Genomic DNA, 13,223 nt, shown 5'->3' on the forward strand with positions numbered 1-13,223 from the left:
ATTCCGGATAATTCAGCTGCAACAGCGTATGAACCAGAGTGACTTCCAGCGATTAGTCCAGCCGTTCATATTTGTCCTGTCGCTGCGTTTAATCCTACAGCAAACCTGTATCGATAAAGGAATGTAGGCAGGCGCTCTTTTTGCGTATATGCGCTCTGGCCAACGGTTTTACGGAATTGCCTCCATTGCAACAATTTCAAATATTTCATGAGATTGCGATGACCGTTTCGTTTCCGGGTCGATACGACCGATCAGGTCGCGTGCGATATCATCCAGCCACGCTGCCGGAAGCGAGGCAGGGGTGATGCAGATCGGCATTACTGACAGATTGGTCGATCGCGTGATCGATGTGTTGCAGCGCCTCCTCGGCCTTAGCCGAGGCGCTAAGATTTCCCTGCTTCTATCCCTCGATGCAACCCTATGCGTGATTTCGGTATGGATCGCATTTTCCCTGCGATTGGGAGTTTGGGATCTCTGGAGCAAGCCGATTGCCATCGTCACCCTGGCCAGCCTCGCGGTCTGGCTACCGATCTTTGTTTTTCGCGGGGTGTATCGCTCAGTCTTGAGGTTCATCGGGTCGCGCACGATGGTCGGTATCGCGACATCGTGCATCTTTATGTCGCTCGCCCTTTCCCTCTTGTTGACCGTTAATCACGTCACAGGGGTACCGCGAACAATTGCTGTTTTACAACCGATGGTGTTTGCGGCGTTGCTGATGATAAGCCGGCTGTTTGCGAAGTATGTCCTGTTCGATCTTCTCAACAGGCAAGGTTTCGAAGGCACTCCCGCTCGCGTAATGATTTATGGGGCTGGATCGGCCGGGCGGCAGCTTGGACTTGCGCTGCGACATGAGCCCGGAATGTTCCTATGCGGATATATTGACGATGATGAACGTCTGGCCGGGCATCACCTTGACAATATTCGTGTATTCCACAGCGGAGATGCCGCAAAACTCGTTGAACGGCGGGACATCGACATGGTGCTACTGGCAATGCCTAGTCTGTCACGTCCCGAACGGGAAGAAAAAGTACGTATGTTCGCCGACATCAGTTGCCGCGTACTCACGCTACCCGCGGTGGGAGAGTTGGTCGATGGGCGCGTTTCTGTCAGTGATTTACGCGAAATTGAAATTGCCGATTTGTTGGGGCGCGATCCTGTTCCGCCCAACGATGTCTTGCTCCATCGCACAATCACCGGGCGCACAGTATTGATTACAGGTGCAGGCGGCTCGATCGGAAGTGAGCTCTGCCGTCAAATTGCGAAGTTACGCGCGTCGGCCATCATTCTTGTCGAAATGACCGAGTACGCACTCTATCTCATCGAAAGCGAGCTTAAGCAGGCGCAACTCTCTGGCGAAATTGAAGCTGGGACCGAAATTCACAGTGAACTGGCGAATATTGCCGACGATTCAACGACGCGCCGCCTGTTCGATCGCTGGCGCCCTGATACCGTTTTTCACGCTGCGGCGTATAAACACGTCCCCATTGTTGAGGAGAACGTTATTGCGGGCATACGCAATAATGTTTTTGGCACTCTACAATGCGCGCAGGAAGCGAAGCGGGTGGGTGTCCAACATTTCATCCTCGTCAGCACCGACAAAGCTGTGCGCCCGACAAATATCATGGGCGCAAGCAAGCGTATATGCGAACTGATCCTGCAGGCTTTCGCTGCGGAAGGGTCTGCAACCCGATTTGCTATGGTGCGTTTCGGCAATGTATTGGGATCAAGCGGATCGGTGGTCCCGCGGTTCCAACAGCAGATCAGAGATGGCGGACCGGTTACCCTCACGCACCGGGATATCACGCGCTATTTCATGACAATTCCAGAGGCAGCGCAACTCGTCATCCAGGCCGGCGCGATGGCCGAAGGCGGCGAAGTCTTCGTGCTCGATATGGGGGACCCGGTCCGTATATACGATATGGCGCGCACTATGATTCATCTGTCGGGCCTGTCCGTTCGTGATGAAAGCAACCCGCAGGGCGATATCGAGATTCAGGAAATCGGGCTTCGCAAGGGCGAAAAACTGTTCGAAGAGCTACTGATCGGCAATTCTCCCGAAAAGACGAACCACGCCCGCATTATGAGAGCCACGGAACAACGATTGTCGTGGGAAGATTTGTCTTTAAAACTCGATCAAATGGAAACAGCCATTGCCACCGGCAAAAGGGATCAGGCGCTGATGATATTGTGTGAGTTGGTGCCTGAATATACAGGTCAGCGCCCTACGCCCGCACTCATTGCCTAGCGGACCAGCAGACTGTAAGCGACGCTAATCGTTGATTGCACACATCTCAACGCATAGACACCCTTTAACGAAGCATATTGAGGACGACCTCACATGAAAATCGCTATGGTCGGCTCGGGCTATGTCGGGCTTGTCTCTGGGGCCTGTTTTGCCGATTTCGGGCACGATGTGGTCTGTATCGACAAGGACCAGTCCAAGATCGACCGCCTTCACGACGGGATCATGCCGATCTACGAACCTGGGCTGGATTCGCTTGTTGACGCCAATGTGAAGGCGGGGCGACTTTCATTCACCACCGATCTGGCTGAGGGCATCAGGGGTGCGTCCGCCATCTTCATCGCTGTCGGCACGCCCAGTCGGCGGGGCGATGGTCATGCGGATCTGAGCTTTGTTTATGCCGTTGCTCAGGAGGTAGGCGAAAGCCTTTCGGGTGATGCTGTGGTAGTCACCAAGTCGACAGTTCCGGTCGGCACTGGCGACGAGGTCGAACGGATCATCGCGGAAACCGGTTGCCAGCATCGTGTCGCGGTGGTGTCCAACCCTGAATTCCTGCGCGAAGGCGCGGCGATTGGTGATTTCAAACGCCCGGACCGGATCGTAATCGGCGCGGAAGATGATTTCGGGCGAGATGTTATGCGGGAGGTCTATCGCCCACTGTTTCTCAATGAAGCGCCGATCCTGTTCACTGGGCGCCGCTCGAGCGAACTGATCAAATACGCCGCCAACGCATTTTTGGCGACCAAGATCACATTCATCAACGAAATGGCCGATCTGTGCGAGAAAGTCGGCGCGAACGTGCAGGATGTGTCGCGTGGGATCGGGATGGACAACCGTATCGGCCCCAAATTCCTCCACGCCGGTCCTGGGTACGGGGGAAGCTGCTTTCCCAAGGATACGCTCGCGCTGCTCAAGACCGCTGAGGATTACGACAGCCCGGTGCGGATCGTCGAGGCTGTTGCCAAGGTCAACGAGAGCCGCAAACGCGCAATGGGCCGCAAAGTGATCGAATCGCTTGGTGGGGTCGAGGCTGCACGCGGCAAGAAAGCGGCTCTGCTGGGCCTCACCTTCAAGCCGAATACCGACGATATGCGCGATTCGCCCGCGATTGCCATCGCCCAGGCTCTCACCGATGCAGGCGTGAATGTTGCTGCTTACGATCCCGAAGGGATGGAGCTGGCAAAACCGCTGATGCCCAAAGTTGTCATGTGCGATGATCCATACGCAGCCATCGAAGGTGCCGACGCAGTTGCCATCGTAACGGAGTGGGACGCATTCCGTGCGCTCGATCTGGACCGGGTCAAGGAATTGGCCAATGCACCGGTCATCGTCGACCTTCGCAACATCTATCGCCCTGACGATATGCGCGCGAAGGGCTTCACTTACACCAGCATTGGGCGCCCCTGAGGGTTCAGCCCGCTAGCAGGTTGACGATCCGCGCGCTCGCCTGCCCATCTCCAAATGGGTTATGCGCGCGGGCCATCGCATCGTACGCATTGGCATCGTCAAGCAGTCGCTCTGCCTCAGCGACGATAGTATCTGCGTTTGTACCAACCAGTTTGGCGGTGCCAGCAGCAACGCCCTCCGGGCGCTCGGTCGTTTCCCGCATCACCAAGACTGGCTTGCCAAGCGCCGGTGCTTCTTCCTGCACCCCGCCGCTGTCTGTCAGCATGATGTCGCTGATCGCGATCAAACGCGCAAAGTGCGGATAATCAAGCGGTTCGATCAACGCGATATTATCGAGCCCGGCGAGCCGCTGATTCATCACGGCGCGCACATTGGGGTTAAGATGCACCGGGAAAATCACCGCCACATCGGATCTCGCGGCAAGCCGTGTGACTGCCGAAGCAATCGCTTCCAGACCTTCGCCAAAATTCTCGCGACGATGGCTGGTCATGCCAATGATCCGCTTGCCTGCGAAACGCTGCTCAAGTTCGGCCAGCCCAGCTGCGAGGTACGGCTCTCGCTCGATCCGGTCTGTGACCCAGTGAAGCGCATCGATCACGGTATTGCCGGTTATGTGGACCGTGTCCGCAGCAATATTCTCTCTCAGCAGAGCATCGGCCGCAGTCTGTGTCGGCGCGAAGTGCAGCGTAGCAAATGAACCGACGATCTTACGATTCACCTCTTCCGGCCACGGATGATAGATATTGCCGCTACGCAAACCCGCCTCGACATGAGCGACCGGTATCTGCCGATAATATGCAGCCAGACCACCCGCCATCGCGGTCGCAGTATCGCCTTGCACGATGACCCAGTCTGGCCGCTCCTCGTCCATGACTTTGCCAAGGCCGATCAGCAGGTTGGCCGTCAGCGCATCAAGCGTTTGATTCGGCTGCATCACCGCAAGATCATGGTGCGGCGTGATGTCCGCTATCTGCAGCACCTGATCCAGCATCCCACGATGTTGCCCCGAAACAGCCACGCGCGACACGAATCGCGGATCGGCATCGAGTGCGTGAATCAACGGGAACAGCTTGATCGCTTCGGGGCGAGTGCCGAATACGGTGAGAATTTTGCGCGGTGCAGTCATGCCCGGCACATTAACTATGAATGCTTAAAAGAGCCCTAGCTCCAGCCGTGGAAATCAGTGCTGCGGCGGATTGTCAGCCGCCGACTTAGCTTCGGCATCGGGCGCTGCATCGTCACGTTCCTTCTCGGCCTTGTCCAGCTGCTGCTTTTCGATTTGTTCGACGCGTGCCTGCTCCGCCGCGGCATCGGTATCGATAGTTGAGAGGCGTTCCTGCCGCGCCTTGTCTATCAACTCGCCAAACCGGATATCGCTCGATTCCTTTTTCGCGGCATAAGCAGCATCGACCAGTGCCTGAGTACAGCCGGTGAACCCGCCTGCGCCCTTCGGTGAACAAGACATTGCCCCGAAGTTACCAACGGTTTCCAGCTTCTGAACCCGCTGGGTCCACGAGGTGTTTTCCGGGCTATCCGATGTACGGAGCGAAGATGGGATGCGGAATCGATCGCCTTCCGGCCGCCGGGCACAAACCGTAATTTCCGCTTCGGTCGATTGCGGGCATTCGTCTTCGCCATACACGATGACCATATTCACCGAATCATCGCCCGGCGCATCCTGCGCCTGATCCTGCGCCGCAGCGGGAAGCGCCCACAGCGCGGCGACGGCCAGCGTCGGAAGGGCAAGCAAACGGGCAACAGTCATCGGTCGAACTCCTCGAAATCGTCGGTCAGCGTATCCATCGTCACTACTGAACCGCCTCTTAAACTCTAGATACGCTCCGCCAGCCGGATAGCAAGGCGACACCCAAGCCGGATCGCGCCTGACAGCAACGGATAGGCGGGCGCCTGTTCTGCCCCGGCCGCCAACGCGGCATCGCGGTGTTCGCGTTCATCATCGCGAAATTCCTCGATCATGTCGGCAAGCTCCGGATCATGTCCATCTACCTTCAGCTCTTCGAGCTGAGCGGTGTAATGCAGGTCGATCTCGGTTTCGACCGCAGCTGTACAAGCCATCGCCGCTTTCGGGCCGATCAGCGCAGTCCCTGCGCCCAGCGCGAACCCGGCAACCGACCAGAATGGTTGCAACAATGTCGGGCGCACACCGCGCCGGGCCATCAGCGCGTCGAACCGCGCGCGGTGATCTGCTTCCTGCTGAGCCATGCCGGCGATCTCACCAGCCCCCGGCGCGCGATCTCCCATGACGGCCAGCTGCCCGGCATATATGCGCGTCGCGCCATATTCCCCCGCCTGGTCAACGCGGATCATTCGAGCGGTGTCGGGCCGATTCACAACGTATCTCCCTTGCGCCGCCCCAACAGCCAAAGGACTGCCAGACCACCAAAGGTCGAGATCAGAAAATTGTATCCGGCCAGAGAAATGCCAAACAGACTCCACTGCACCTCGTCACAGCGGATCAGGGGTGCATTCATGATTGCATCGAGAGGATCGCCACCGCCCAGCGCAGTTGCGGAACAGGCGGTATGGCCCTGCCACCAACCATATTCGACACCGGCATGATAGGCTCCAATCAGACCCGAAACGATTATCGCCAGCCCCGCCAGTGCAATCCACATTCGCCGTGGCGGCGTAACAAATGACAGCAAAGCGAACGCCAGTGCCGCAAAATGCGGATAGCGTTGCCACCAGCACATCTCACACGGATATAAGCCGAAGACGTACTGGCCGATATAGGCCCCGCCTAGCAAACCCACGGGGAGGAGCAGCGCAAGAATCTGCGCCTGTCTTTCACTGGCTAAACGTGCCATCGAATCAGTCCTTCCGCGCAATATTGCCCGATGTTGTACGGCGCAGCGTCTTCAAGGCATAATCGAGCTGGAAATCCTCGATCCCCTTCGCCTTCAGTTCTTCGGCTGTCTGCTGGAAGCGCGGATCGGCTTTCTTGTCCCTTTCCATATCCTTGTCCTTCAGCGCCGCTTCGTTGACGAGATGGCCGCGCAAATCGGATTCGCGCAGGCTCATCTTCTCACGCTTGGCAAGGTCGGGATCGGAAAGCTGCGGCACGATCACGTCGGGTTCAATGCCGCCTTCCTGCACCGAATGGCCGGAAGGAGTATAGTACCGCGCAGTCGTCAGTTTAAGCGCAGCATCCTTACCCAGCGGCAGCAATGTCTGCACACTGCCCTTCCCGAAGCTGCGCTCGCCCATAATCATTGCCCGGTGGTGATCCTGCAGCGCACCGGCGACAATTTCGCTGGCAGACGCCGAACCTTCATCGATCAGCACGATCATCGGCACGTTCTTCGCCATATCGCCGCGATAGACGGTTTCGGCATCGTATGTGATCGATTCGCCTTTCGCCCGGCCCCGCTGCGACACGATCGCCCCATCGGTCAGGAACAGATCGGACAATGCGACCGCTTCATCCAGAGAGCCGCCCGGATTACGCCGGAGGTCGAGCACCAGACCATTCAACCGGCCTTTCGCTTCTGCCTTCATCTTCTCGTATGCGGAGAACACATCGGAACCCACATCGCGCGAAAACTCGTTGACGGAAATATAGCCGATATTGCCCGACTTCAGTTCGGACGTGACGGGCTCCAGTTCGATAACGCCGCGCGTTACCGTTACATCGAACGGTTCGTCGCTACCGGGACGATAGATCGTGAGGCGGATTTTGGTGCCCGCCTCGCCACGCATCTGCGCCACGGCATCATCCAGACTGCCGCCGTAAATCAGCTTGCCATCAAGGTGGGTGATATAGTCACCGGCCTTGATGCCTGCCTTATCAGCAGGACTGCCTTTGAACGGGGAGACAATCTTGACCGCGCCGTCGTCCATCACGACCGACAGGCCGAGCCCCGAATAGTTGCCATCGATCATCGTCTCCAGCCGCTGGAGATCGCCACCATCGAGATAGGCCGAATGCGGATCGAGGCTGGCCAGCATCCCGTCGATCGCCCCACGTACCAGTTTATCGTCGGACACGGGATCGACATAGCTTGCCTTGATACGGTTATAGACCGCGAACAGCTTCGCAAATTCCGGGCTCGCGCGGCTATCTACCTGAGCAAAACCAGCGGTAGTTGCAGGAACAAGAGCGACCGCCGTGACAAGTGCAGCGGAGCGGACGAGGGCGGCAAATTTCATGTACTGCGTCGATCCCTTTAAAATGTTGTCCCTTACTATCCGAGCAGAGGGCTTAATGCCAGATGAGGATCGTCGGACGATCAACGGACATGGTCGAGCGGATTTATCGCCGCCCCACCCTTTCGCAACTCGAATGTGACAATTGCGTGCCCGGTTCCTGCAACGCCGATCGGCGCACCTGCCACGAGTTCGTCACCCACTGCCACATCGGCGCGAGCCAGGCCGGTCACAACACTGGTGAAGCCATTGGGGTGTTCTATAATCACGATCCGGTCAAACCCACGATATGGCCCTGCAAATGCGACGCGCCCTTCGGCAGGAGCCACCACTTGCGCTCTATCGACAGGGGCCAGCGATATGCCAGTGGCGCGTACGCCGCCAACACCTGCCTCCCCGAATCCGGAAACCGTGCGCCCGACCACCGGAAGCTGAAACCGCATTTGCGGATTTGCCGCATCGCTCGGCCTGGCGGCGGGCTCCGCCACTTTTACAGCATCGCCCCGCCCCGGCCGCAGAACAGGGCCTGGCAGCGCCGCAAGCTGACGGCGCAACATTCCGGCAGCGTCGAGTTGCCCCACCAGCGCATCGAGATCACGGGCCTGCTCCGCCAGCGCAAGTGCGCGCTCCGCCTCCCGAGCGGCATCCCCGCTTGCCTTGCGCGATGCGAGGCGTTGCCGGGATTCGACTGCTGCCAGCTGGCGGCGGCGATTGCTCAGGGCCGCCTCGCTTTTCTTAAGAGCCGCGAGTGCCTGCGCCGCTTCGGCGACGATGCGGTCACGGCGTGCAATTTCCCCCCGCAATGCAGCAGTGCGCTTGCGAACTTCAGGAATCGTTGTTTCAAGCACAGCGCGTAAATACACTGTTTCGCGAAGCGACCCTGGCTTGAATACCGACAAGGCGAGTGGGCGCATGGCCATTTTCTGCAGCGCACCGGTCAGCCGCACCAATGGACCTCGGCGAACCGCCAGCCGCGCATCGAGCGCAGCACGCTGCTTCCCGACAATAGCTATACGCGCCTGCGCCGCCGCAATTCCCGCTTCATCTTGCTGGACACGGGCCGCGATGGCAGCGGCTTCCTGAGCGCTCTTGTCTGCTACGGCGCGTGCTTCGCGCGCGCGCTGCTCCAGCTTTTCCGCCCGCGCTGCAGCGGCACGCCCATCCGCTTGCGCTTTCGCCAGTGCGCGCTGCGCCTCTCCTGCATCGGTATAGGTTTCGGACGCCCGCTGCGCGATCGCATCGCTAGCGAGCCAGCCGCCCAGGGCGAGCAAGACTATGGCGATCACAGCAAAGAGCGGGCGTGGCGTCATGGCGTCCGCCTCATGCCCGATTATCCGCTGCGGTGGTAGGGGTGCCCGGCAAGGATCGTGGTTGCCCGATAGAGTTGCTCCATCAGCATCGCCCGCGCCAGCAAATGCGGCCAGGTCATCTTGCCAAAGCACAACAGCATATCCGCCGCATCGCGCTCGGCATCCGAATGTCCGTCTGCCGCACCGAGTACGAACCGCACTTCACGCACCCCATCGTCGCGCCAGCGGCCAATCACCTCGGCAAACTGTTCGGAATCCATCGCCTTGCCGCGCTCGTCGAGCAAAACTGTGCGGCACGGCGACAATGGGTCGGCAACTTTGCCGCCGGTTTCCGGCAACTCGGTAATGCGGATCGGCCAGCCCAGCCGCTTCTCATATCGAGCCACCAGCTCGGCTTCGGGCGAACGTGCGATTTTCCCGCGAGCGATGATATGGAGAAGCGTGATAGAAAATCCTTTGCGAGCCGCGAACGCATGCAACCGGCTCGGTCAAAAAAACGTCTTGGCAAGACAGCACCCGCGGCACATGCCGCGCAAGAAATTATGCCGTGCCGCTGGCCGCCGGTTTTTCGTCTCCAAAGCCCCACATCCGTTCCAGATTGTAGAAGCTTCGTACTTCAGGACGGAACAGGTGGACCACAACGTCGCCTGCGTCGATCAGCACCCAGTCGGCAGTCGGCAGGCCTTCGACCCGTGCGTTCCCGAACCCTTCCTGCTTGATCTTTTCGGCCAGTTTCTGTGCCATCGAAGCAACCTGCCGTGTCGAACGACCTGTTGCCACCACCATGTAATCGGCGATGCTCGATTTACCGGCAAGCGGGATCGAGACGATCTCCTGCGCCTGATCGTCGTCTAGCTGGCTCAGAACCAACTGATGCAGCCGGTCGGCCGGGGTATCAGTATCGGGCATAGTGCCCCGCTGATTGTCGGCAGATGCCGACAAGGATTGCGCCTGTTGCATAGGCGGTGATCAAGCTCCTTCGATGATGGGCGAAAAACATGAGTTCACCGACGCGCATCATCAAAGCGGATTATCCTCCGCGCCAATAATGTGGTGAGTGATCGCATCGCGGGGAGCGGCATTGAGATATTGCGTCACCCAATCCGGATTGCCCCGGCGGATCGCCGTTGCGGAAGTAGGATCAGGATCGAAACGCAGCATTATCAGGGCCGGAGCTCTCCATTCGCCCGCATTTTTCAATCGAGCTGCAGACACTTCGAATCGCCGCAGCCAGGCCATCGCAGGGCTTGCGAGGGCATCGTCATCATAGCCGGGCCGGGCAATCACTGCAATCGGCAACGTGCGCGCTATGCCGCGCCAGTTCTTCCATTGGTCGAACTGCGCCAGATTATCGGCCCCCATGAGCCATACGAAACGCGGTTTGGGATAGCGTCGCAGCAAGGCGCGCAATGTGTCATAAGTATAGCGCGTTCCCAGCTCTCGCTCGATCGCAGTTACTCGGATCGGTGCGCGACGTGCCATCACCCGCGCTGCCGCGACCCGGGCATTAAGCGGCGCCATGCCCTTCCTGGGCTTCAACGGATTCCCCGGAGAGACCATCCACCATACTTCATCTAGCCCCAGAGCGCGCCGGGCGAACAGGCTTATCCGCCTGTGCCCGGTATGCGCTGGATTGAAGCTCCCGCCGAGCAGGCCGACAACCGGGCCGGAACGGCGGCGCATATCCGTCAAACCTATCAATCCTTCGGCGCTTCGCCAGCATTTGCGCCAGCACGATATTCGCTCTGCCGTTGGATCATCCAGCCGGGATATTCACGCGGCAAGGGACAGCAAGCGTCCAGTGTCGCCAGCTCATCATCGGTCAGCTTCACATTCACCGCGCCAAGGTTGTCGTCGAGCTGGTCCAGCCGTTTCGCGCCAATGATCACGCTCGTCACAGCAGGCCTGGCCAGCAGCCAGGCCAGGGCGACCTGTGGCACAGTGCAACCACGCGCATCGGCAATCGTCCGCATGGCGTCCACCGCGTCATAGGCATTGTCCTTGTCGATCGGCGGAAAATCGAACTGTGCCCGGCGGCCGTCCGCATTGCTGCCATCGCGCGTGTATTTCCCGGACAGGAAACCACCGGCCAGCGGGCTCCATACCATCAGACCCAGACCTTCGCTTTCGAGCATAGGCGTGACATCACGCTCAAGATCGCGCCCGGCGACCGAATAATACGCCTGAAGCGAAGCGAAACTTTCCAGCCCCAGTCGCTGAGAAATCCCAAGCGCCTTGGCAATTTGCCAGGCCGCCCAATTGGATACACCGATATATCGCGCCTTGCCTGCACGCACGATATCGTCGAGCGCGCGAAGGGTTTCTTCAATCGGAGTGAGCGGATCCCAGCCATGGATCTGATAAAGGTCGACGTGGTCCAGCCCGAGCCGCGTCAGGCTTTCATCGATGGCATGCATCAGGTGATAGCGCGACGCGCCCCGCTGATTCACGCCTTCCCCCATTGGGCCAAGCGCTTTGGTAGCGAGCACATATTCGTCTCGCGCGATGCCCAGATCCTTCAGCGCTTTACCCGTGATCTGTTCGGACAGGCCATTTGAGTAGACGTTGGCAGTGTCGATAAAATTGACCCCGGCATCGAGCGCACGCTTCACCAGTGCACTCGATTCATCCTGAGCCAGCGCCCCGATCGCAGTCCACATTCCATCTCCGCCGAATGTCATCGTGCCAAGGCACAGTTCGGACACGAGCAGGCCAGTCTGGCCAAGGCGATTATACTGCATGATTGCGCTCCATAGCTGGAAGGAAGCGCGTCAGGGGCGTGTTTGCCCCGTGCCGCGCACCAACCATTTATAGGTAGTGAGCCCCTCCAATGCCACCGGGCCGCGCGCGTGCAGTCTGCCGGTCGCAATCCCGATTTCCGCACCCAGCCCGAACTCGCCGCCGTCTGCGAACTGGCTGGATGCATTGGTCATCACGATTGCCGAATCCACTTCCTTCAGGAATCGATCTTCTGCACCCGCATCTTCAGTCACGATCACGTCTGTATGGCCTGAACTGTGGGCTGAGATGTGAGCCAGAGCTTCATCTATACCGTCCACCATCGCTACCGATAGAATGGCATCGAGATACTCGGTGTCCCAATCTTCGTCTGTCGCGGGCTTGATCCGCGAATCTAGCTTTTGTGCCCGTTCGTCACCACGCACCTCGCACCCCGCATCGATCACATCGGCCACCAGCTCTGCAGCTTCGGGAAATGCGGTATCGATCAGCAACGTTTCCATCGCACCGCATATCCCTGTGCGCCGCATCTTGGCATTCACAGCAAGCGCGCGCGCCTTCGCCGGATCGGCGGCAGAGTGGACATATGTGTGACATATCCCATCAAGATGCGCGAGTACGGGTACTCGTGCATCGGCCTGCACCCGTGCGACCAGCCCTTTCCCGCCACGCGGCACGATCATATCGATCAGTCCTGCCGCTTTCAGCATGGCCCCAACAGCTGCCCGATCTTGCGTTGGCATCAACTGGATCGCTGCTGCAGGAACGCCTGCGCTTTCCAGCCCACGCGCAAATGCGGCTTCGATCGCTCGGTTCGAACGCACGGCTTCGCTGCCTCCGCGCAACAGTGCTGCATTACCGCTCTTCAGGCACAATGCCGCAGCATCGGCTGTCACATTGGGGCGAGATTCATAGATGATGCCGATCAATCCGATGGGAATGCGAACACGTTCGAGCACGAGGCCATTCGGACGCTCATCACGCGATATCACCTGACCAACCGGAGTCGGCAAGTCGGCAACGGAATCCACTGCGTCGGCAATCGCAGCGAGACGATCTGTGTCGAGGCGCAGGCGATCCAGCATCGCGCCTGTCAGGCCCGATGCCTCTCCGGCTGCGATATCATCCGCATTAGCGGCCAGAATTGTCTTGCGATCTTCTCGCAACGCCGCCGCAGCGGAATGCAGGGCAGACGCGCGATCTGCATCGCTCATCCGGGACAAAACGGCCTGTGCTTTGCGACCTTCACGCGCAAGATCGGCCACAAGGGTTTCTGGGTTCGTTGTATTTACTGCAATATCCATTTTCTCAACTTAGCAGGCCTGACAAGCGATGTCAGGGGTAGCGTCGAGACCGAT

General features: G+C 58.9%; 13 protein-coding genes. 2 read left to right on the plus strand and 11 right to left on the minus strand.

Annotated elements, in window-relative coordinates; all coding sequences use genetic code 11:
- Positions 1-304 precede the first annotated feature (304 nt).
- Together CV013_RS07715 and CV013_RS07720 are read left to right on the plus strand one after the other, a co-directional pair.
- Positions 305-2,245, plus strand: a complete 1,941-nt coding sequence (locus CV013_RS07715) for a polysaccharide biosynthesis protein (protein ID WP_102154707.1) — start codon at positions 305-307, stop codon at positions 2,243-2,245.
- 93 nt (positions 2,246-2,338) lie between these two features.
- Positions 2,339-3,649, plus strand: coding sequence for a UDP-glucose dehydrogenase family protein (locus tag CV013_RS07720; RefSeq protein ID WP_102154708.1), 1,311 nt, complete (start codon positions 2,339-2,341; stop codon positions 3,647-3,649).
- A 4-nt stretch (positions 3,650-3,653) separates the two neighbouring features.
- Here CV013_RS07720 and wecB read toward each other — a convergent pair whose 3' ends face one another.
- From wecB to CV013_RS07775, 11 genes are all read right to left on the minus strand, one after another.
- Positions 3,654-4,775, minus strand: coding sequence for a non-hydrolyzing UDP-N-acetylglucosamine 2-epimerase (wecB, locus tag CV013_RS07725; RefSeq protein WP_102154709.1), 1,122 nt, complete (start codon positions 4,773-4,775; stop codon positions 3,654-3,656).
- A gap of 54 nt (positions 4,776-4,829) precedes the next feature.
- The gene (locus CV013_RS07730) at positions 4,830-5,414 is read right to left on the minus strand and encodes a hypothetical protein (RefSeq protein WP_190276454.1); all 585 of its coding nucleotides are present in this window, start codon (positions 5,412-5,414) and stop codon (positions 4,830-4,832) included.
- Between the two features lie 65 nt (positions 5,415-5,479).
- Complete coding sequence (locus tag CV013_RS07735; protein ID WP_102154710.1) at positions 5,480-5,977, minus strand: demethoxyubiquinone hydroxylase family protein; 498 nt, start codon at positions 5,975-5,977, stop codon at positions 5,480-5,482.
- Positions 5,978-5,997: 20 nt separating this feature from the next.
- Positions 5,998-6,477: a disulfide bond formation protein B gene (locus CV013_RS07740; protein WP_102154711.1), complete on the minus strand. Its 480-nt coding sequence runs from the start codon at positions 6,475-6,477 to the stop codon at positions 5,998-6,000.
- A gap of 4 nt (positions 6,478-6,481) precedes the next feature.
- Entirely contained in the window at positions 6,482-7,819 is a 1,338-nt protein-coding gene (locus tag CV013_RS07745; protein ID WP_102154712.1) for a S41 family peptidase, read from the minus strand.
- 80 nt (positions 7,820-7,899) lie between these two features.
- The gene (locus CV013_RS07750) at positions 7,900-9,126 is read right to left on the minus strand and encodes a murein hydrolase activator EnvC family protein (protein WP_102154713.1); all 1,227 of its coding nucleotides are present in this window, start codon (positions 9,124-9,126) and stop codon (positions 7,900-7,902) included.
- A gap of 20 nt (positions 9,127-9,146) precedes the next feature.
- Positions 9,147-9,572, minus strand: a complete 426-nt coding sequence (locus tag CV013_RS07755; RefSeq protein WP_102155110.1) for a 23S rRNA (pseudouridine(1915)-N(3))-methyltransferase RlmH — start codon at positions 9,570-9,572, stop codon at positions 9,147-9,149.
- Between the two features lie 94 nt (positions 9,573-9,666).
- A complete protein-coding gene (rsfS, locus tag CV013_RS07760; protein ID WP_408057026.1) occupies positions 9,667-10,086 on the minus strand; it encodes a ribosome silencing factor in 420 nt (139 codons plus the stop codon).
- Between the two features lie 60 nt (positions 10,087-10,146).
- On the minus strand, positions 10,147-10,809 hold the full coding sequence (locus CV013_RS07765) for a nicotinate-nucleotide adenylyltransferase (protein WP_102154714.1): 663 nt from the start codon (positions 10,807-10,809) through the stop codon (positions 10,147-10,149).
- A gap of 14 nt (positions 10,810-10,823) precedes the next feature.
- Complete coding sequence (locus CV013_RS07770) at positions 10,824-11,867, minus strand: aldo/keto reductase (RefSeq protein WP_102154715.1); 1,044 nt, start codon at positions 11,865-11,867, stop codon at positions 10,824-10,826.
- A 30-nt stretch (positions 11,868-11,897) separates the two neighbouring features.
- Positions 11,898-13,169, minus strand: a complete 1,272-nt coding sequence (locus CV013_RS07775; RefSeq protein WP_102154716.1) for a glutamate-5-semialdehyde dehydrogenase — start codon at positions 13,167-13,169, stop codon at positions 11,898-11,900.
- Positions 13,170-13,223: the final 54 nt, after the last annotated feature.

This window comes from Tsuneonella flava, from assembly GCF_002870965.1.
Lineage (GTDB): Bacteria > Pseudomonadota > Alphaproteobacteria > Sphingomonadales > Sphingomonadaceae > Tsuneonella > Tsuneonella flava.